Source organism: Flavobacterium aciduliphilum (genome assembly GCF_003268855.1).
Taxonomy (GTDB): Bacteria; Bacteroidota; Bacteroidia; order Flavobacteriales; family Flavobacteriaceae; genus Flavobacterium; species Flavobacterium aciduliphilum.
The window spans coordinates 481,747-502,624 of the sequence record NZ_QLSZ01000001.1; the positions used below are offsets into that span (position 1 = coordinate 481,747).

The 20,878-nt window shown below is 33.7% G+C and carries 22 protein-coding genes; 10 read left to right on the plus strand and 12 right to left on the minus strand.

Going from position 1 to position 20,878, the window contains the following annotated elements; genetic code table 11:
* Positions 1–72: 72 nt before the first annotated feature.
* On the minus strand, positions 73–1,464 hold the full coding sequence (locus CLV55_RS02335) for a S1C family serine protease (RefSeq protein ID WP_112112117.1): 1,392 nt from the start codon (positions 1,462–1,464) through the stop codon (positions 73–75).
* Positions 1,465–1,593: 129 nt separating this feature from the next.
* Here CLV55_RS02335 and dapF point away from each other — a divergent pair, with 129 nt between their 5' ends.
* The 5 genes from dapF to CLV55_RS02360 all read left to right on the plus strand — a co-directional run bounded on the left by dapF (position 1,594) and on the right by CLV55_RS02360 (position 5,622).
* The gene (dapF, locus tag CLV55_RS02340; protein WP_112112118.1) at positions 1,594–2,376 is read left to right on the plus strand and encodes a diaminopimelate epimerase; all 783 of its coding nucleotides are present in this window, start codon (positions 1,594–1,596) and stop codon (positions 2,374–2,376) included.
* An 18-nt stretch (positions 2,377–2,394) separates the two neighbouring features.
* Positions 2,395–2,928, plus strand: a complete 534-nt coding sequence (locus CLV55_RS02345; protein ID WP_112112119.1) for a GNAT family N-acetyltransferase — start codon at positions 2,395–2,397, stop codon at positions 2,926–2,928.
* 1 nt (position 2,929) lies between these two features.
* Complete coding sequence (gene mltG / locus CLV55_RS02350; RefSeq protein WP_317048361.1) at positions 2,930–3,976, plus strand: endolytic transglycosylase MltG; 1,047 nt, start codon at positions 2,930–2,932, stop codon at positions 3,974–3,976.
* 4 nt (positions 3,977–3,980) lie between these two features.
* A complete protein-coding gene (locus CLV55_RS02355) occupies positions 3,981–4,898 on the plus strand; it encodes a DUF2279 domain-containing protein (protein ID WP_394338223.1) in 918 nt (305 codons plus the stop codon).
* A 94-nt stretch (positions 4,899–4,992) separates the two neighbouring features.
* The gene (locus CLV55_RS02360) at positions 4,993–5,622 is read left to right on the plus strand and encodes a peptidoglycan-binding protein LysM (protein WP_112112223.1); all 630 of its coding nucleotides are present in this window, start codon (positions 4,993–4,995) and stop codon (positions 5,620–5,622) included.
* Here CLV55_RS02360 and CLV55_RS02365 read toward each other — a convergent pair whose 3' ends face one another.
* The 3 genes from CLV55_RS02365 to dnaA are packed head-to-tail and all read right to left on the minus strand — an operon-like array spanning position 5,623 to position 8,280.
* Positions 5,623–6,339 (minus strand): SAM-dependent methyltransferase, encoded by a 717-nt coding sequence (locus tag CLV55_RS02365; RefSeq protein WP_112112224.1) that lies wholly within the window; start codon positions 6,337–6,339, stop codon positions 5,623–5,625.
* Position 6,340: 1 nt separating this feature from the next.
* Positions 6,341–6,808: a low molecular weight protein-tyrosine-phosphatase gene (locus CLV55_RS02370; protein WP_112112120.1), complete on the minus strand. Its 468-nt coding sequence runs from the start codon at positions 6,806–6,808 to the stop codon at positions 6,341–6,343.
* Between the two features lie 44 nt (positions 6,809–6,852).
* Complete coding sequence (gene dnaA, locus CLV55_RS02375) at positions 6,853–8,280, minus strand: chromosomal replication initiator protein DnaA (protein ID WP_112112225.1); 1,428 nt, start codon at positions 8,278–8,280, stop codon at positions 6,853–6,855.
* A 183-nt stretch (positions 8,281–8,463) separates the two neighbouring features.
* Here dnaA and CLV55_RS02380 point away from each other — a divergent pair, with 183 nt between their 5' ends.
* Positions 8,464–8,868, plus strand: coding sequence for an acyl-CoA thioesterase (locus tag CLV55_RS02380; RefSeq protein ID WP_112112121.1), 405 nt, complete (start codon positions 8,464–8,466; stop codon positions 8,866–8,868).
* Here CLV55_RS02380 and CLV55_RS02385 read toward each other — a convergent pair.
* From CLV55_RS02385 to ribD, 3 genes are read right to left on the minus strand one after another with little or no spacing between them, the layout of a single operon-like run.
* Positions 8,865–9,470: an IMPACT family protein gene (locus tag CLV55_RS02385; protein ID WP_112112122.1), complete on the minus strand. Its 606-nt coding sequence runs from the start codon at positions 9,468–9,470 to the stop codon at positions 8,865–8,867. The genes CLV55_RS02380 and CLV55_RS02385 overlap by 4 nt on opposite strands.
* Positions 9,471–9,492: 22 nt before the next feature.
* A complete protein-coding gene (locus CLV55_RS02390) occupies positions 9,493–10,101 on the minus strand; it encodes an HAD family hydrolase (protein ID WP_112112123.1) in 609 nt (202 codons plus the stop codon).
* The gene (gene ribD / locus CLV55_RS02395; protein ID WP_112112124.1) at positions 10,094–11,101 is read right to left on the minus strand and encodes a bifunctional diaminohydroxyphosphoribosylaminopyrimidine deaminase/5-amino-6-(5-phosphoribosylamino)uracil reductase RibD; all 1,008 of its coding nucleotides are present in this window, start codon (positions 11,099–11,101) and stop codon (positions 10,094–10,096) included. The genes CLV55_RS02390 and ribD overlap by 8 nt, the downstream gene beginning before the upstream one ends.
* Before the next feature lie 65 nt (positions 11,102–11,166).
* On the opposite strand from ribD, the gene CLV55_RS02400 reads away from it, so the two are divergent.
* A complete protein-coding gene (locus CLV55_RS02400) occupies positions 11,167–11,655 on the plus strand; it encodes a GNAT family N-acetyltransferase (RefSeq protein ID WP_112112226.1) in 489 nt (162 codons plus the stop codon).
* A gap of 6 nt (positions 11,656–11,661) precedes the next feature.
* Complete coding sequence (gene prmC, locus CLV55_RS02405; protein ID WP_112112125.1) at positions 11,662–12,522, plus strand: peptide chain release factor N(5)-glutamine methyltransferase; 861 nt, start codon at positions 11,662–11,664, stop codon at positions 12,520–12,522.
* Positions 12,523–12,539: 17 nt separating this feature from the next.
* Here prmC and CLV55_RS02410 read toward each other — a convergent pair whose 3' ends face one another.
* On the minus strand, positions 12,540–13,784 hold the full coding sequence (locus CLV55_RS02410) for an ABC transporter permease (protein ID WP_112112227.1): 1,245 nt from the start codon (positions 13,782–13,784) through the stop codon (positions 12,540–12,542).
* Positions 13,785–13,888: 104 nt separating this feature from the next.
* On the opposite strand from CLV55_RS02410, the gene CLV55_RS02415 reads away from it, so the two are divergent.
* Both CLV55_RS02415 and hisS read left to right on the plus strand, forming a co-directional pair.
* Positions 13,889–14,911, plus strand: a complete 1,023-nt coding sequence (locus CLV55_RS02415) for a serine hydrolase (RefSeq protein ID WP_112112126.1) — start codon at positions 13,889–13,891, stop codon at positions 14,909–14,911.
* A 10-nt stretch (positions 14,912–14,921) separates the two neighbouring features.
* Complete coding sequence (hisS, locus tag CLV55_RS02420) at positions 14,922–16,340, plus strand: histidine--tRNA ligase (protein WP_112112127.1); 1,419 nt, start codon at positions 14,922–14,924, stop codon at positions 16,338–16,340.
* A gap of 346 nt (positions 16,341–16,686) precedes the next feature.
* Here hisS and CLV55_RS02425 read toward each other — a convergent pair whose 3' ends face one another.
* The 4 genes from CLV55_RS02425 to CLV55_RS02440 form a co-directional block, all read right to left on the minus strand.
* Positions 16,687–18,225, minus strand: a complete 1,539-nt coding sequence (locus tag CLV55_RS02425; RefSeq protein ID WP_112112128.1) for a Fic family protein — start codon at positions 18,223–18,225, stop codon at positions 16,687–16,689.
* A gap of 152 nt (positions 18,226–18,377) precedes the next feature.
* Positions 18,378–18,590 (minus strand): hypothetical protein, encoded by a 213-nt coding sequence (locus tag CLV55_RS12780; protein WP_146739517.1) that lies wholly within the window; start codon positions 18,588–18,590, stop codon positions 18,378–18,380.
* Positions 18,591–18,692: 102 nt separating this feature from the next.
* A complete protein-coding gene (locus tag CLV55_RS02430; protein ID WP_112112129.1) occupies positions 18,693–19,043 on the minus strand; it encodes a hypothetical protein in 351 nt (116 codons plus the stop codon).
* A gap of 393 nt (positions 19,044–19,436) precedes the next feature.
* Positions 19,437–20,636, minus strand: coding sequence for a hypothetical protein (locus CLV55_RS02440; RefSeq protein WP_112112131.1), 1,200 nt, complete (start codon positions 20,634–20,636; stop codon positions 19,437–19,439).
* Positions 20,637–20,878: the final 242 nt, after the last annotated feature.

Genomic DNA, 20,878 nt, shown 5'->3' on the forward strand with positions numbered 1-20,878 from the left:
ATACAACATATTCATAAAAAAAGGACGTTCTACAAATGAACGTCCTTTTACTATTTTTTTTTAAAGCGGGTTTTATATTATAATTCGAATAATTTGCCCCATTTTGTTCATCATTTCAATATTAAAGCTTTGGTTTTCGTCTTTATCCGAAGCGATTTTAGACACGGTTTCTATATCGCTCGCTTTGACCCCGTCTATAGTCAAAATAATACTTCCTTTTAAATCGTTTTGATAGGGTTTCAAGCGCTCATTATTCACCTCTTTGATTTTTACACCATAGTCAATGTTAAATTTCTTTTTGTCGCCACTGTCTAAATTCTCCAATTCTAAACCTTTAAAGTCGGCATTAATCATGTCGTTTTTGGCCAGTACTACAGGAATCACTTGGGTTTTGTTGTTTCTAATAAAGGTTACTTGTACTTTATCATTAGGCCTTTTTGTACTGATGTATCCTGTCAATTCGGGATAGGACGAAATGGTTTGGTTGTCCAATTTAACAATGACATCTCCTTTTTGTAAACCCGCTTTTTCCGCACCAGAATTCTTGATAACCTTGGTTACATAATACCCTTGCGATTGTTTGATGCCCAATTCTTTTGAAGTAGGCCCGTTGAGTTCGTTTCCTACCACACCCAATACGCCGCGTTGCACATTTCCAAACTCCATGATGTCTTCAATGATTTTTCTAGTTATATTGGAAGGAATCGCAAACGAATACCCTGCATAACTCCCTGTAGGCGACGAAATCATGGTGTTGATGCCTATAAGTTCCCCACGAGTATTGACAAGTGCCCCTCCCGAGTTCCCTGGATTGACCGCAGCATCTGTTTGAATAAAAGACTGAATGCCATTAGTATCTAGGTTTCGGGCTTTAGCAGAAACAATTCCTGCGGTTACGGTCGAGGTTAAATTATAGGGATTCCCCACAGCCAAAACCCATTCCCCTACACGAACTTGGTCTGAATCGGCAAAGGTAGAATACGGCAATTTCTCATCGGCATCAATTTTCAAAAGGGCAATATCCATTTTAGAATCGGTACCAATCAATTTGGCTTTGTAGACTTTTTTATTGTTTAACGTTACTTCCAATTCGGTAGCATCTTTAATCACATGGTTGTTGGTTACAATATAACCATCTTCAGAAATAATCACACCCGAACCGGTTCCGATTTGTTCTTGTTGTTGTCCGCCGCCTCTAGAGCCATAAAAGAACTCCATAATGGGGTTGTACACGGTTCTAATAGATACGTTTTTTACGTGCACAACCGTGTGCACCGATTTGTCAGCCGCTGAAGTAAAATCAATGTTTTCCGCACCCAAACCTACGGCTTTTCCATAGTAGGATGGGGCCTCGGTAACTATACTGTTTCGGTTAGAGCCTTTTTCGATAAACAATTTATAAGCTCCAAGTGTGGTAGCGCCACTCATTAATGATACTAAAAATAAACTTGATAATCGTTTCATAATTCAAACCTTATTTAGTTAGACCTTTCAAAATTATGAATTTATAAATCGCAAAAAAAGGGTTTAACGCTCGTTTAACATTCTTTAACTTCTCGTTAATATTTGTAAATTTGTACTTATTTTTGAACCATGACTGTACAATTTTATAAATACGAAGGAACAGGAAATGATTTTATCATGATTGATAATCGTCAAAATTTTTTCCCTAAAAACGATATCAAACTAATTGAAAGATGGTGTCATCGCCGTTTTGGTATTGGGGCAGATGGGCTCATTCTTTTAGAAAACGACGCCCAATCCGATTTTAAAATGGTGTATTATAACTCTGATGGGCGAGAAAGCACCATGTGTGGTAATGGCGGAAGATGTATTGTTGCTTTTGCTAAACAAATTGGAGTGATTGACAACAAAACGCGATTTAATGCAGTAGATGGTCTGCATGAGGCAACCATTCAGGAAGACGGCAAAGTATCGCTGCAAATGAAATCGGTTCCTGCTGTTGCCGTACACGAGGAATATGTCTTTTTAGATACGGGCTCCCCACACCATGTTACCTTAGTTCAAGATCTCGAAAACTTTGATGTTCAAAAAAACGGAGCTGCCATTCGGTATTCGTCACTGTATGGAGCTGCCGGTTCTAATGTAAATTTTGTATCTCAAATTTCTGAAAATCATTTTAGATTGCGCACCTACGAGCGCGGCGTGGAAGATGAAACCTTGTCTTGTGGCACTGGCGCAACGGCAACGGCTATTGCGATGCATGTGTTAGGAAAAACAACGTCTAATAGAATTGATTTGGATGTAGAAGGTGGTCGTCTTCAGGTTGCTTTTGAAAAAGTGAACAATACATTTACTCAGGTTTTTTTAGAAGGCCCTGCAACCTTTGTCTATGAAGGTACGATGACGTTATAATTTTTTATAAAAAAACGTATGAGAACAACACTCCAAGGTTCTTTAGTCTATTTGCGTGCTTTAGAACCCGAAGATTTATCATTTATTTATGCTATTGAAAACGATGAAGCCATTTGGCACGTTAGCAATACGCAAACCCCATACAGCAAGTTTTTAATTCGACAATATCTTGAAAATGCACATCAAGATATCTATGAAGCCAAACAACTGCGCTTGGCAATTTGCAATAGCGCCTCGGGGGAAACGATAGGTCTGATTGACCTATTCGAATTTGACCCAAAAAACAGGCGCGCAGGAATAGGCATTGTTATTCAAAATCAAGAAAATAGAGCGCAAGGTAATGGAAAAGAAGCCTTAAAATTATTGATAGACTATGCTTTCACCCACTTGCACTTGCATCAACTTTTTGCAAATATAGCTATTGACAATGTCGTTAGTCTAAACCTTTTTACTACTTTTGGGTTTCAAAAAATTGGAGTAAAAAAAGATTGGGTATTTACTAATCATTCGTATCAAGACGAGGTTTTGTTACAACTCATAAATCAAAAATAACATGGCATTGATGTTGACCAAAAAATCAAAAATAAGAATAGGTATAGGCGCTGGTCTCTTTTTGGCAGTGATACTATTTGGCTATATAAAGTTTTTTTCAAGCAATACGACTATTACAAAAGAAGAACAATTCGTGACCATTCCAACTGGAGCTACCTATGAGGAAGTAAAACAAATTATGAAACCTCTAGTGGGTAATTTAAGCGGTTTTGAAATGATGGCTAGCCTTAGAAGTTATGATAAACATGTTAAACCTGGTCGTTTTTTAATCAAAAAAGGAATGGGCAATTTTGCACTCGTTGCGGCATTGAGACGAAATATTCCTGTTAAACTTTCCTTCAATAATCAAGAACGTTTGGAAGATTTGTGTGTGCGATTCAGTAGCATGCTTGAACCTGACACAACTAAAATGTTAGGTGCGTTTAGAGATTCTGTATTTTTAAAGAAAAATGGGTTTACTAAAGAGAATGTAATCGCAATGTTTATTCCAAACTCGTATGAATTTTATTGGAATATTTCTGCCGAGAAGTTTCGTGAAAAAATGCTTCAAGAATACCATACTTTTTGGAATAAAGATCGATTGAAAAAAGCAAATCAATTGCAATTGACGCCTGTAGAAGTCATGACATTGGCCTCGATTGTTCATAAAGAAACCGTAAAAATAGAGGAGAGACCAAAAGTTGCCCGAGTATACCTCAACCGATTGCAACAAGGAATGCCCTTGCAAGCAGATCCTACGGTGATTTATGCGCTAAAATTAAAGCAAAACGATTTTTCTCAAATCATCAAACGTGTTTTATACAACGATTTGAGCATTCACTCGCCCTACAATACGTATGTAAACATCGGATTGCCTCCGGGGCCAATAGCGCTTCCAGACATTTCTGCGATCGACGCTGTGTTGAATCCAGACACTAACGACTACCTTTATTTTTGTGCGAGTGTAGATCGATTTGGTTATCACGAATTTGCTTCAACCTATGCGCAACATCAAGTGAATGCGAAAAAATATGCCGATTGGTTGAATTCTACAGGAACCAATAGATAAATACGTGGCTTTGAAACAGGTAAAAAAATTTTTTCTGTTTTTTTTCTTGAGCTATGGTCTCTGCCAAGGACAGTCTCTAAATCTTTTTTTAAAACCTTCGGATAGTTTGAATTCGAGCCGAAGAACCACGGTTGTAGTTACCGAAACAGCATTAGCGTCCTCAGCCTTAATTGGATTAAACCAATTGTGGTATGCTCAATACCCGCGTTCTAAGTTTCATACAGTAGATGATAGCGCAGAATGGTTGCAGATGGATAAATTCGGACACTTTTACTCCACCTATCATATGGGTGCAATGGGATACAACGCTTTAGCTTGGTCTGGAGCCCATGAAGCTTCAAGACTACTTTATGGCGCAACGCTAGGTGTAGGCTTCATGACCGTTGTCGAAGTTTTAGACGGTCACTCTTCTGAATGGGGATTTTCATGGAGCGATATGGCAGCGAATGTATCGGGAGCTTCCCTATTTGTTTCCCAACAACTTTTATGGAAAGAACAACGAATTGTTCCAAAATTTTCATTCCATCAGACCTCATACGCTGCTATTCGACCCAACGTTTTAGGAACGTCATTAAGTCAGCAAATATTGAAAGATTACAACGGACAGACGTATTGGTTTTCAGGAAATATTCGGTCTTTTTTTAAAACTTCAAAAGTACCTACTTGGCTCAATCTTGCCCTTGGCTATGGTGCAGAGGGCATGATTTCTGGAAAAGAATCATTTAACGATTCAGCTTCCTATCCTGTATTTCAAAGATATAGACAATTTTATTTAAGTTTGGATGTAGATTTTACGAAAATTCGTACAAAATCACAGGTTCTTAAAACAGTTTTCGCTCTTTTTAATTCTTTAAAGGTTCCTTTTCCAACCCTTGAATTAAACGATAAAGGCGCCTTAAAAGGGCATTTATTTTATTACTAAAAATCGTAATATATTGATTTTCAATTTGAATTTAAAATAAATGTTTATATTTGTCCCGATAATAAAGCCGTTTTTGGCTTTGAAAATGGACAGTATGATAAACAAATGGATGTTTTATTCTGTGCTTTTTTTTGTAGTGAGTGCCTCTAGTTTTTATTTCAAACCGTTAGAGCCTTACCATCCTAAAAAAACACTAACAGATGTAGACTTTTCCTATCAACTCCCTTCGATTAAAATAGTTGATTATCAACATCAAAACATGCCTTTCCTTGGAAAAAGGTTTGTAGGTTTTAAAGAGGCCATTGCCGCAAAAGAGTCTTTAGGACAGTACAAACTTGTGAATTCTTTGGGGTATATGGGTAAATACCAATTTGGGATTTCAGCACTAAATTTTATTGGAATAAAAAGTAAGGCAGTTTTTCTCAACAATCCTATGTTACAAGAAGATGCTTTTGTAGCTTTAGTGAGTATAAATAAATACAAACTTGCTGACATCATTAGGGAGTATAAAGGAAAAACAGTGGATGGCGTTCGGATAACAGAATCTGGCCTTTTGGCAGCAGCTCATTTGGGAGGCGCACAATCGGTTCGAAAATTCATTACCTCTAGTGGAAAAAAGAAATTTAAAGACGGATATGGAACGACCATTAAAAGTTATTTAAAACGATTTGCTGGCTATGAAACGCACAATATTCCACCTAAAGAATTTGTAAAAATAGAATAGTTACATTTTGTGAATGATAAAAATTGTAGGCCGGTTTTGCAAATCCACCTTTATCTTTTTCCATTCGGAGACACGATGTGTTTTAATAAATTCTGTGGGCAATGTCAAATCGGTAGCAATGCACAAGTGGGTATTAGGCTGTAGCGTCTGCAACAAATCTTCTACCAATTTATTATTTCTGTAGGGCGTTTCTATAAAAAGTTGAGATTGATTTTTATCAAAAGACAGCTTTTCATAATTTTTTATGGCTGATTTTTTTTCAGATTTATCTATAGGTAAATACCCATTAAAAGCAAAACTTTGTCCATTCATTCCTGACCCCATCATCGCTAGTAAAATTGAAGATGGACCAACGAGTGGCACAACTTGTATGTTTTTTTCATGAGCTAATTTTACGATTACCGCACCTGGGTCGGCAACACCAGGACACCCCGCTTCACTCATGAGCCCAATGCTTGTTCCTTCTAAACAAGGCTTCAACATGCTTTGATGTTCTTCTAGGGCAGTGTGTTTGTTTAGAGTGCTTATTTTTAGATTGGCCTGAACTTTTTCAGGGAGGATGCTCTTAATAAATTTTCGTGCTGTTTTTTCGTTTTCTACAATATAAGTATCAAGAAAAGCAATCGTATTTTTTACGGGAATTGGCAATACATCTAAAGGATTATTTTCTCCGAGGGTGGTAGGAATGAGGTATAATTTCCCTTTTATGGTATTCATATTAGCCATGCGTTTCTAGTAATTTTTTTGCAATAACATCAGTAGCCTCGTCAAGCATCTCAAAAACCATATCAAACCCGTTTTGCAAACCATAATAGGGATCGGGAACATCGACGTGTTCTCCGGGAAAAAGAGCTTCTAGTATCAGGCTAACTTTACTTTTGTGTGCCTCATTTTTGGCCATTGCCATCACATCGCTATAGTTTGAATTGTCCATAACATAAATGTAATCAAATGTATCTAAATGAGCTGGCGTAAAAAGTTGCCCTCTCTGAGCACTAATATCAATACCGTTCTTTAAACTGGTGGCAATAGATCGCTCATCGGGATGTTTGCCCACATGCCAAGGGCCAGTACCCGCAGAATCAACTACAAAAGTGTCTTTAGGGAGTTTAGCAGCCAACAACCCTTCAGCGATTGGTGACCGGCAAATATTTCCTAAGCACACCATTAATATTTTTATTGCCATGAATGATTAATATTTATGGGGTTCAAAGGTATAAAATACAACTATTACATAGACAATTTTTTGTGAATATCATCCACAAATTTTTTGAATTGTTTGTCAGTCGTTACTAAATTATCAACGGTTTTGCATGCATGTAAAACGGTGGCATGATCCCGATCTCCAATTTGCGAACCAATATTCGCTAAAGAAGCTTTGGTGAATTTTTTTGCAAAAAACATCGCCAATTGTCTGGCTTGAACTACATGACGTTTTCTCGTTTTTGACTGCAACGTATCAATATCCAGTTGAAAATAATCAGATACCACTTTTTGGATGTATTCAATAGAAACTTCTCGTTTCACATTTTTAACAAATTTTTCTACGATACTTTTAGCCAAATCAAGTGTCACTTCTTTTTTATTGAAAGACGATTGAGCAATTAAAGAGATGATGGCGCCTTCCAATTCTCGAACATTTGTTTTGATGTTTTGAGCGACATACTCGACGATTTCTTTAGGCATCTCAACCCCATCTCGATACAAAATATTATTTAAAATGGAGATTCTGGTCTCATAATCTGGTTGGTGCAATTCAGCCGACAATCCCCATTTGAAACGAGAAAGCAATCGTTGTTCGATATCTTGCATATCTACAGGTGCTTTGTCGGAAGTGAGAATAACTTGTTTTCCGTTTTGATGCAAGTAATTGAATATGTGAAAGAACACATCCTGAGTTCCTGATTTCCCTGAAAGAAATTGAACATCATCAATGATTAAAACATCAATCAATTGATAGAAATGAATAAAGTCGTTTCGGTTATTTTTCTTTACCGAGTCAATGTATTGCTGAGTAAACACTTCAGCAGAAATATACAAAACCGTTTTATCGGGATATTTTTCTTTTATTTCTACACCTATAGCATGCGCTAAATGCGTTTTCCCTAAACCTACACCACCAAAAATAAGCAACGGATTAAATGACGTTCCTCCAGGTTTGTTGGCTACAGCCATCCCCGCAGAACGTGCCAATCGATTTGAATCCCCTTCAAGGAAATTTTCAAAACTATAATTAGGGTTTAATTGAGATTCAATTTTCAAATTTCGTATTCCTGGAATAATAAACGGATTTTTTAATTCAGGATTTAGGTTTTTGAAAGGAGCGTCAACCTCTTGATATTTAATGGGACTTCGCTGACTACTGGGTATTTGCTCTGTAAAGGGCTGTTTACTGCCAATAGTGTTTTCCATTTTAATTTTATATAGTAACTTTGCATTTTTCCCAAGTTCTTTAGTTAGGGCAACTTTAAGTATTTTTACATAATGTTCTTCTAACCATTCGTAGAAAAATTTACTTGGAACTTGTATGTGTAAGGTGCTGTCTAAAAGTTCAACAGATTTGATAGGTTCAAACCAAGTTTTGTAGGCTTGCTCTTGAATGTTGTCTTTTATAAAAGACAGACAATTTTCCCATACCGATTGCGCAGTTTTGCTCATGATCATGTTAAATTTTTATTTTTTTATTATGGTTTTCCAACAAAAAAAGGGATTCTTCGTTGTAATTTTCGGGCAAACAAATATGTGAACAAAATTCTTTAAAAAAAAATAAATTACTATTGATTTTTTAAAAATATTATTGTATACAGCTTTTTCAAATAAACAAAAACAGACAAAATAATTATGGATAAAAATAAAGTTACCCTTCGTGTTAGATATGGAGAAACCGACCAAATGGGCGTGGTTTATCATGGAAGTTATGTGCCCTATTTTGAGATTGGACGCGTGGAATGGCTTAGAAATAGAGGGATTTCATATAAATCACTAGAAGAAGATGGTATCGCGCTTCCTATTGTGTCTATGCATTTGAACTATAAAAAACCGGCTCGATATGATGACATCTTAACCATTACCACTAAAATGCGCAATTATAGCGGGGTAAAGATTGAATTTGATTGTGAAATTCACAATGAAAACGAAGAGTTATTAACAATTGCTTATTTTATATTGGTTTTTGTAGCGACAGAAACAGGCAAACCTATTGTCCCGCCTCAATATGTTTTGGATGTTATTAAAAAGGAAGATTAATCTTTTCGCGTGATAGTAACTTCAAACAAGTTTGTAAAAATGTCGAAGATATTTTCGGCATTTTTTTTTCGTGTTGCTATTTCAATCTCACACGTCAATTCCATTTTTTGCGTGATGATTTCTAAGTTTTTTTCCTTGATGATTCGCATCACTTTATTCATATTTTTATAATCAAATGCAACCACAAAATGAACATTGACGGTCTTTTCAATAATTTCTGCATTTTCCAAAGCCATTTGTGCCGCAGTTCGGTAGGCAGAAATTAAACCTCCCACCCCCAATTTAATCCCTCCAAAAAAACGAACTACTACTATCAAAACATTGGTTAGTCCAAAAGACTGAATCTGTCCATAAATAGGAGCGCCAGCTGTATTGCTTGGTTCTCCATCGTCATTGGCACGAAATTGAATTTTATCCGTCCCTAATTGGAAGGCATAACAAAAATGAACGGCTCCATAATGTTGTTTTCTTAAAACATCAAGGTGATTTTTAATTTCTTCCTCTGTGGTTACAGGAAAAGCATAACCATAAAACTTACTGTTTTTTTCTTTGAATAGTATTTCTTTAGAAGGTAACGAAAGGGTTTTATAGGTATCGTTCAAAGTTACAAATACGAAATTTTAATTATAGAGGTAAATGTTTTTGTTTGAATAAATCGACCACATCTTCTTCTCCTACTTTTAAATTCCAAACATGAAGTCCTAATTGTGCTGCGGCATCGGTGTTTTCTTTTTTATCATCAACAAAAACGGTACGCTTGGGAGATAAATCATACTTATTAATAATAGAGGTATAAATGGCAGACTCCGGTTTTCGCATCCCCATTTCATACGAATAAAATACTTTTTCAAAACAACGGTAAAAATCAGTATAAAAAGACATTCCTACGTTTTGTTCAAATTTATGAATGTGTATTTCATCGGTATTCGTCAGTAAAAAAAGACGGTATTTTTCCGATATCATTTGTAAAAACTCAAGTCGATAGAGCGGAAATTCGCCTATAATACTATTCCATGCTTCTTTAATTTGGTCAACCGTAGCGTTGGGAATAAACTTTTGGAAAGCACTTAAAAATTCGTGTTCTTTAACTTGGCCTTTTTCAAACAAATCGTTCATGGCTATCAACTCATTATTGGGACCTGACAAACCTAATTGAGCAAAAGCTTCAATCTGTGCTTCTTTTTGTAAGTTGATAAAAATATCGCCAAAGTCAAAAATAATAGTATCAATCATGGTTGAAAAATATTAAAAGTTCGTCATTTACAATGTGTCGTTTCTTTTCGGGGCTAATTTCTAATTTCGGGGCTTTTATGCCTTCTTGCAATACCTTGTCCCCAATAAAAACGCGTGCTTCATCCCAAATTCCAGCATCAATAAACGTTTGTAGCGTTTGCCTACCCCCTTCAATTATCACAGATTGTATCTCCTTTTCGTACAAAAAATGAGCCATTTTTAGCGCCAAATTATCGTCGAAACTAAAATCATCTTTTGTAATTAAAAGCGTTTTCGCTAGAGTATCAAAGATATAACTTTCTTTTGAAATGGAATTGTTTTTATCTAAAACTATTCGAATAGGATGATTTCCCGTCCAATCGCGTACGGTTAAAGAAGGATTATCATCACGAACTGTTTGGGTACCCACCAAAATAGCCTGTTCTTCACTTCGCCATTTGTGGGCCAATTGTCTTGAAAAAGCGTTACTAATCCAGATAGGTTCTTTTATTTCTTTTGTTAACGGAGCTATACATCCCTCTTTGCTTTCTGCCCACTTCAAAATGATGTAAGGTCTTTTTTTGTTGTGAAAGGTAAAAAAGCGTTTATTGAGTCTCGCACATTCGGCTTCCAAAACACCTACCGTTACGTTTATTCCAGCGTCTTGTAGCTTTTTTACACCCCTTCCTGCCACTTTAGAAAAGGGATCTATAGTACCAATCACCACGTTAGGAATGCCCTGATCAATAATCAAATCACTACAAGGCGGTGTTTTACCATAATGACTGCACGGTTCTAGACTAACATAAATTGTTGCATCAGACAAGAGCCTTTTATCTTTTACAGCCTGAATAGCATGTACTTCAGCATGAGCCTCACCCGCTTTTTTATGCCACCCTTCTCCAATAATTTTTCCGTCATAGACTATAACACTCCCTACTAAAGGATTAGGATAGGTTGTCCCTAAACCTTTTTGAGCCAATTCGAGGCAACGTTTGATGTATGTTTCATGTATCTTCACAAAGCAAAAATACTATTTTTGTAAGCTTATTCTATAATCCTTATCAAATTTTAAACTTTCTTGAAATGATCATACGAGAAATACAACAAAGCGACAACAAACAAATTGCAGCTGTAATTCGGCAAGTTTTTATATTGGAAAACTATCCTAAAAAAGGAACGGCCTTTGCTGATTCGCAATTGGACTTTATGTTTGAAACATACAACACTCCAAAAGCGGTATATTATGTTATCGAGAATAATGGCAAAATAATGGGCGGCGCAGGAATCCATAAATTGGATCATGCTGGCAAAAACATTTGTGAGCTACAAAAGATGTATTTTTTGCAAGAAGTTCGGGGAAAAGGAATGGGTTTCGAATTGATTCAAAAATGCCTGCAGAGAGCTAAAGAATTAGGATATGAAAAATGCTATTTAGAAACGTTACCCGAAATGAGAACCGCTCAAAAAATATATCAGAACGTAGGTTTTGAGTATCTTTGTAGCCCCATGGGAGGAACGGGTCATACCAGTTGTCCTATCTGGATGTTGAAAGATTTAAATCCCAAAAGTTAAATTCTAATGCTGTTAAAAACCTATAAATCCATAATTCTACAAAAGCTTTCTACTTTTTATGAGGAAAAGGAAATTGAAAGTTTCTTTTACATCCTGCTGGAACATTTTCACAATACAAAACGAATTGATTTGGCGCTAAATCCTTCTATGGAAATGAATTCCGAAGAATTAAAACGTTGGGAAAACGCTGTCTCTGAATTACAAAAACAAAAACCAATACAATATATAATAGGAGAAACTTCCTTTTATGGATTGCCTTTTTTGGTTAATGAAAACACCTTAATTCCGAGACCCGAAACCGAGGAGTTGGTCGATTGGATTGTTTTTGAATGCCGAAAATCGAAAAATGAAAGACTGAAAATTTTGGATGTAGGTACTGGCAGCGGTTGCATTGCAATTTCGTTAGCTAAAAATATTCCAAACGCAGATGTTTTTACCATAGATGTTTCTGAAAAGGCTATGGAAATCGCTCGAAAAAATGCGCTGATGAATAAGGTAACGGTTGATTTTATTTGTGTCGACGTTTTAAAGCTTTCCACTTTCGACTTTCCGTTTTCGACTTTCGATATTATCGTTTCCAATCCGCCTTATGTACGTGTCCTTGAAAAAGCCGAAATGAAACCCAATGTTTTAGAATACGAACCTCATACCGCACTTTTTGTATCGGACGATGACGCCTTAATTTTTTATAGAAAAATAGCCCAATTGGCCCAAAAACATCTTTCGGAAAACGGAACTCTTTTCTTCGAAATTAATCAATATTTAGGAAAAGAAACGGTAGATGTATTGGATACAATGGGGTTTAAGAATATTGAATTAAAGAAAGACCTATACAGCAATGACCGAATGGTGCGCTGTATTAGATGAGTTTCGAATCTTAAATATTATTCGTATCGCAAAGCTTCGATAGGATCAAGTTTGGAGGCTTTAATCGCAGGGTAAAGTCCTGAAACCAAAGCCACAATAAAACTGGTAATTACGGCAGCAACAATGGCTCCCCATGGAATTACAAATCCGAATTCCATTATATTGGCCATTAAATACCCAATTAAGATTCCTAATAAAATTCCAAGAACTCCTCCCAATTGTGCAATAAGTAAGGTTTCCATAAAAAACTGCCACGCAATGGTTCCTTTTTTAGCACCGAGTGATTTTCGCACTCCAATTTCGCGTGTTCTATCGGTTACTGAAACAATCATAATGTTCATTAACGCAATGGAAGAACCCAATATCGTGATGATTCCAATGACCCATGCAGATAAACTAAGTACGCCTGTCATTTCGGCTATTCTGTTGACCAAATCATCACTACGAGAGATGCCAAAATTAGCTTCTTCTACAGGATTGAGTTTTCTCACTTTTCGCATCGTCACTAAAGCATGATCAACAGCCGCATCGAGCAATTCTTTTTTATCGACCATGGTACTGATGCTGTAATTAATTTGAGGAGCAGTAAATAGAGAACGTGCGACCTGAATAGGAATTAAAACACGCATATCCTGATTATTTCCAAACGTAGACCCTTTTTCTTTCAAAACACCAATCACTTTAAATTTGGCTCCGCGAATTGAAATAATTTTATCAATTGGATTAACGTCTTTTAACAATCCTTTGGTTACAAAGTCACTGCCCACAATACAAGAATACGTATTATTAGAAATATCAAAACTATTGAAATTACGACCTTGAACCACTTCAAATCCGCCATTCGACACAAAATAATCATCTACCCCAAGAATAGCAATAGAAGGATCCGTTTTGGCATTTTCATATTTTACCTCAGCAGTAGAAGTTGCAGTGAAAGAAACCGAAGTATGACTGAGTGGAAAATCAAATTTTTCTTGATACGCTTTGGCTTCTGGATAGGAAATTATGGGGTTTATTTTTTCAATTTCATTTCCTCCATCATTATGAGTTTTAAATTCATATTGATTAATGGTAAATGTATTCGAACCCATGGAAGCAAATTTCGAATTTAAAGTATAATCGATAGCTGATACAACAGTAAGAATCCCTACCAATGCGGTGATACCAATTGCTATGATAACGATTGTTAATATAGTTCGAAGCAACTGTGCTCGAATGGAGCCAAGGGCTATTTTAATATTTTCTCTAAAAACGGCGTTCATAATCATTATTTGTTACCAAAATATGGTTTTTGTTACAAATCATTTTTAATTTCTCTATATTTTAAAAAATAAACCCTTAATTTTGCTCTTTAAATTAATTCATAATGGAAAAGTACAGAAAAAAAATTTCGTTATTAATGGCGTCAATCATAGCAATAACGATGTCTTTGGTAACCTTTTTTGCAACAGTTGCATGGAAAAACAAACAATACAATACCTTAGAAAATGATTTGTCGAAAAATTATTATTGTAATGTCAATATAAAAAGACTTCAAGATCAAAAATATATTAAACCTATTCTTTTGGTAGACGAAGATTGTGAGTCTGAAGACTTAGCCTCTATCAAACAAAAAGTTACGGACATTATTACACAAGAAAAAAATAAAGGGACCTTGACTACAGCCTCTTTTTATTTAAAAGAGTACGATAATAATGACTGGACTGCTGTAAATGATAATGAATTTTACGAACCAGGATCATTATTTAAAGTACCAATATTAATGGTTGCATTAAAAATTAATGAGGAGCATCCTGGTTTTCTTAATCAAGTAGTAAAGTATGATACACCACTAGGCATTACTAAAAATGTACATTTCCCTTCTAAAACGATTCAATTTGGAGGAAGCTATACTGTAAAACAACTTATAGAATATATGATTAAATATTCTGATAATCAAGCTACTTATTTACTGGAAAAAAATATTAATCCGGAATACCTTAGAAAAATGTTTAAAGATTTAAATTTAGAGGTGCCCAACGTAAGCGCTGATCATTATTATTTTAATGTAAAAAATTATTCTATCTTTATGAGAGCGATTTACAATGCAGGGTATTTATCAATTGAAGATTCGGAATATGCGGCAGAATTACTAACTAAAACGGAATTTAAGGATGGCATTCTAAGTAGATTGCCTAAAAATATAGCTGTAGCTCACAAATTTGGCGAATCAGGAAGTGATAAAGAAAATCAATTACATGAATCAGGAATTGTGTATTTAAATTCAAAACCTTACTTATTAACAGTAATGACTAAAGGAAAAGGAATGAATAATTTAGCGAAGGTTATTTCACAAATTTCTAGTGCGGTTTATACCGAAATGCTCAATACATCAGAAACCTCAAATTAATTAAAGAAAAATGGCTACTAAACCTAGCATTCCAAAGGGAACACGCGATTTTTCCCCAGCAGAAGTTTCCAAAAGAAATTATATCCTTTCGATTATTCGAGCCCATTTTGAACAATATGGATACCAACCTATAGAAACGCCAAGTTTTGAAAATTCGGATACCCTGATGGGAAAATATGGTGAAGAAGGCGATCGGTTGATTTTTAAAATACTTAATTCTGGGAATTATTTCTACAATAAAAATAAAATTGAGCTCCCACCAACTTTGGAATCACTTCAAATTAAAGATGCCGATTCTATTTCAGTTGAGGAGCGGATTTCTTTAAACAAATTTACTGCAAAAATCTCCGAAAAAGCCCTTCGTTATGATTTAACAGTACCCTTTGCACGCTATGTGGTTCAACATCAAAACGAGATTGAGTTTCCGTTTAAACGTTATCAAATTCAACCCGTTTGGCGCGCCGACAGACCTCAGAAAGGGCGTTTTAGAGAATTCTATCAATGTGATGCCGATGTGGTTGGATCAACCTCTCTTTGGCAGGAAGTAGAGTTAATCCAATTGTATGATTCAGTTTTTTCAGCATTAGGCTTAGAAGGTGTGACGATTAAAATTAATAACCGAAAAATTCTTTCTGGAATTGCGGAAGTGATTGGCGCATCAGATAAATTAATTGATTTCACAGTAGCACTTGACAAACTTGATAAGATTGGTGAAGATGGAGTCAAAAAAGAAATGATGGAAAAAGGGATTTCGGAAGAAGCCTTACAAAAAGTACAACCTTTATTTCATTTCACAGGTTCCATACAAGAGAAAATAGAAAAATTAGCCACTTTATTAGCTTCTTCTCAAGAAGGGATGAAAGGCATTGAAGAATTGAGATTTATTTGTGAAAACGTAACCAGATTAGGATTGCAAAAATCCATTTTAGATTTGGATGTGACTTTGGCACGTGGCTTAAACTATTATACGGGAGCCATTTTTGAAGTTTCGGCACCAACTGGAGTGGCTATGGGTAGCATTGGCGGTGGTGGACGTTATGATGATTTGACGGGTATCTTCGGATTAAAAAACATGAGTGGGGTGGGCATTTCTTTTGGTTTAGACCGCATTTATTTGGTTTTAGAAGAGTTAAATCTGTTTCCAGATACTGTGGCAACAAGTACAAAAGTATTGTTTTTAAACTACGGGGTGTCGCAAGCTTTTGAAGCCATGCAAACCATTAAAAAGTTGCGTTCTCAAGGAATTAAGGTAGAATTGTATCCCGATGCAGCCAAAATTGACAAACAATTCAAACATGCCGAAAGAAGAGCAATTCCTTTTGTTGTTAAAGAAATTGTGGAGACCAAATTCTCTTTAAAAAACCTTAAAACAGGAACACAAACACAAGTGGATTTTAATCAGTTGTTGGAAGAAGTAACAACTAAATAAAATTAATTCAAATATCTTTCTCAAAAAGAATAAATAAAAAAAGGTTGTCTAAAAATAATAGACAACCTTTTTTATTCGTAGCGAGAGGGAGATTTGAACTCCCGACCTCAGGGTTATGAATTGAATTTTTACTCAATTTATAACCATTTTTTTTGCCTTAAAAAGGTATTTTCTTTAAAATGGTGTACGGTTTGGTGTACTGATTAGTGTACTGTTTTGATAAAAAAATATACTGCAATATACAGTTTTTTTTTATTTTAAAATATTGTTTTTTATTAATTTTCAGAATGGATTTTTATGTCTTTAATTTAACAAACTATCTCTTACTTAAATCTTTTATAATTTTTTATGATTTAAAATAAATTTGAAAATGGTTTTCTATATCTATTATTTCATCACTAGTTAGTTCAGCAAATTCTTTTTCAATAGCTCTATTGGAAAGTTTGCCGTTATTTTGTTCTAAGAATCTAATCAATAAAGCAACTTCTTTATCTGGCATTTCAAAAACATTGTCTAAATAAGATTTCATTTCATCGTATTTTTGAAGATAATCCACTTCATTTGGAATTACATTTTCTATAGTGTCATTTACACAATCGAATAAAAATTCAGCTTGTTTAGTTGCATCAAAATACCGATAAAAATCAATTGTTTCGTTCAAAACTTCTACGTTGTGATTCTTGGTTGGTTTCCATTTTATGAAGTCCAATAATGGATGTGAGTAGGATTCTAATACAATTCGATAGTCGTCAATATGATTCAAAATTGAAGCCGAAATAGGGAATATCATTCCTTGTTGAGCAAATTGCATTTTGCTTAAAATATGATGTATTAAATAACGATGAATTCTACCATTTCCATCTACATAAGGGTGAATAAATACAAATCCAAATGCGATTTTGGCAGCAGCTAAAACAGCATTAAAATTTGATTTTTCTAGTTTGTCATATGTTAAAATCAATCCGTTGATTAACTTCTCTAAATCTTCACTTTTAGCCGAAATATGCTCCGGTATTGGATCTGATGTTATTCTATCGTGTTCCCCTACAAATCCACCCTCCTCGCGAAAACCCATTTTAAGAAATCGTGTATTTTCAATTACTATTTGTTGTAATCTCAATAGTTCTTCTTTATCTAAAGATTTAGAACCAGCTTGACCAATAGCTTTACTCCATCTAACTGCACGATTATTGGTTGGTGTTTCTCCTTCTATATTAAATGAAGCCTTAGAATCTTTAAGTAATAAAAATGCAGATGCTCTTTGAAGTAGTTCTTTACGTATAGCATTTAGATAGTTATTTTTTTTATTAGAAAGATTTACTTCAATGTAGTTTACTAATTTTTCAGTTCTGAAAATTAATGGGCAAAAATTTACTGTTCCAGGTAAGTTGTTTTTTATACGGTATCTACTTGAATTGATACTCAGTGGTGATCCAAATTGAATTTTTTCATCTACTAAAGCAACGAAATTACCTTTATCTAAGTCAGGAATGTCTAATCTTTTCTCTAATAGCCATTCATACAAAAACCAAATTTTTCGGCTGTATTGCCCTTGTGGTTCCAATTTTACTAATGCTTTACAATCTTCTTCGGATAATTTTTCAAATAAATATTTGAACAACAACAAATTTATTCCCTCGTATTTTAATGCGAAAACTAGTTGTTTGTACAGTGTGTCATCTGGCTCATGACGAGACGTAAGTACATTCCAATTTTCAGTTTTGTATTGTCGTTTTTTTGGGCTAATTAAAGCTAATTGATTAGGAAGTGGTATTGCTAATTTGTATGCCTCTATAATTGCTCCATAACCAACTAATATCCCTTCTTCTGGTGCTTTGCGTCCGTGAAAAACACTTATTTTTAGTGAAAAATGCTTTGTATTCATAATGGTTGGTGAAAAATGATTATTCAAAAGTAAGTGAAATTTACTTAATAAAGGTGAAAAATACTTATTTTTTTGATATTTTTGAGAAAAATACTTATTGAGGTGAATGTTATTATAAGATTATCAGTATTCTTTAAAATTATAGTTGATATTTAATTGACTTTGTTTTTTGAAGTAAACACATTCTTCAATAAATAATCTATTGCATCTTGTTTTGTGAAATGAATCTTTTTATTCTTTTTCTTATATACCTGCTGGAGTTTGTTTTTCTCATTCTCTATATACTCATTTACTAGTTGTATATGACGTTGCTTTTCCATTTCTGGAAGAGCTAGAAAAACGTCATATACGGTATTAGCATTCATTTTAATATATGTGGTGTATTATTGATTTTTAGTTTTTTTGAAATTCTAAATCATTTCTTTGGAATTTTTTAATTATAGGTTCTGTATTCAGTTACAACTTGACTAATTTAATTTTCTCCTTCTGAAGCGAGTATACACTATTTCTTCTTCAATTGGTTCTGCTTTATTTAACCCTTTTTCATTATAATTGGCAATGATTTTTTTATAGTAAATAAGCTCACTATTTAGTTGATTTATCATTCGGATATAATTCTCATTTTGTTCTTGAAGTTGTTCTAGTTGTTCTTTGTTATTTACTTTGGAATAAGCATCGGTTGCCATTTCTAAAGTTCCACTTACCCATTCAGATAATGAGATATTGTGTTTTTTTGCTTCTTGAATGAATTTTGCTTTTTGGTTAGCAGTTACTTTTGTAGTAACTGCATAAATTCTGTTTTGGTCATTTTTTTTCATGTTACTTAGATTTATAAATTTGGTTATTACTTTTACTTTTTTTTATAATTAAATAAGTCAAGACTTTTAGAAATGTTTCTTCTATAAGTCTTGACTTAATATTTAATTTATTAGTTTCTAATTCATTTACTGATTTAGAAATTGCTACATGAACTACAGGGAAATAGTTTATGTTGGATGGTAAATTAGGATTTGAATTGGCTGAGGGTAAAGTATTGAAGTTTAACTTACAAACTTTCTTTTGTGCAAGGCCAGCTTTAAGAAATGAGTTAGTTTTAGTTCTTAATCTGTAATGGTAGATGTTAAAAATATTTGTCATTATTTGCTGAATTAAAATTTCAACAAAGTTTTAACAAATAAGATTAGTGTACCGAAAATAACCGGTTACTATTTTTAATATTTGGATAAATAACTTTCTAATGTAGTAAGCTCACTCTCAGCATACGATTTTTTATGTTCAGGTAAAAATTGGATAACTCTTTCATAAAGTTTAATTTTATTACGCAATTTTGCATGACTACCTGGGTCTCCAATTCTTTCAGCTTTCACACTCCAATATATATATTTATTATATAATTTATCACTTGAATTGTGTATAGTATCCTTAAGCTCTTCTTTTGCTTTTTTTCTATCAAGTTTAATGCCTTCTAAAACGCATTTTAAAGCAATTTCATTAATTGTAAGTTCTTTACTTTTAATATTATTAATATGGCTTTTAACTGCTTTTTGCTGGTTGATTTTTTTAATAAAATCTATTTTACCAATAACAATAGCCAATTTGAAAATTTCCTTTGGTAATTGACCATTGATTAATTCAAGTGTAGTTTTTTGGAATGGTTCTTTGATCAATCTATCAATTATTGCTTCTTCAAACTCATTTACTATGTCAACGGTTGTCTTTGGACTGCATATTATAAAGTTTTTATACAAATCATTCATTTCATTAAAGGACTTTTTTCTTAATTCTTTAAATGAATTTTTATCTTCTTGTTTTAGCTCTTTCCAGTAGTTTTGTTTGTTAAAGACATAGTCAATCCAGATTCGATAGTTAGAAATAGTTTTCTCCTCATTGATTTCTGCCATTAACTGCTTTACTGCATTTTTCTTAGATTCTCTACTGATGGATTTTTTAGTAAATACAAATTTTAAGTATTTGTTAATGTCTAAATCTTTAATTTTAGTAGATGTTATGAAATTTTTGATGATAATTTCAACCAAGCTATTTTTTAAAGACTTAATTTGACTATACCATAAATCAGCTTTGTTTTTTCCCTTCGTAATATCAGATAAGTTAATATTAATGCGTTCTAATGTAAAACTATTTACTACATCCAATTCTTTTTCAAATGGCTTGTTATTTTTTTTGAGCAATTCAATAGAATCATACATTTCTCTTCTCTTCTCTAGAAATTTAAAATCAAATCTGTTTTCTAGTAAAGCTATTGTTTCATTGCATTTTTGGAAGAATTCTGCTTCTGAAACAAAGTATTTATTTTCAGCTTCCTTTTGTTTCCTAATTATATAGTTTTTTAAAAAACGTTCATTTTTAAATATACCATTTAGTATAAGGTCTAAATATTGTATTTCTTTCATCTGGACCTTTAGTTAAAAGAGTTAAAATGTTATTTTTTTATGACAAAAATTTATCGTTAATAGATTATTTTAATCTTATAATTATTAATGTGTGAAATTGTAATTAATTTTATTTTATCCAACAATATATTAAATCGTACTTCAAGTATTAATGGATGGATATCGCTAAAATTTCTTAGAAATCATAGATTCTATAACTTTTATGATAAAAGTTAAAGTATTGAATTTTGCACAAAGAGGGA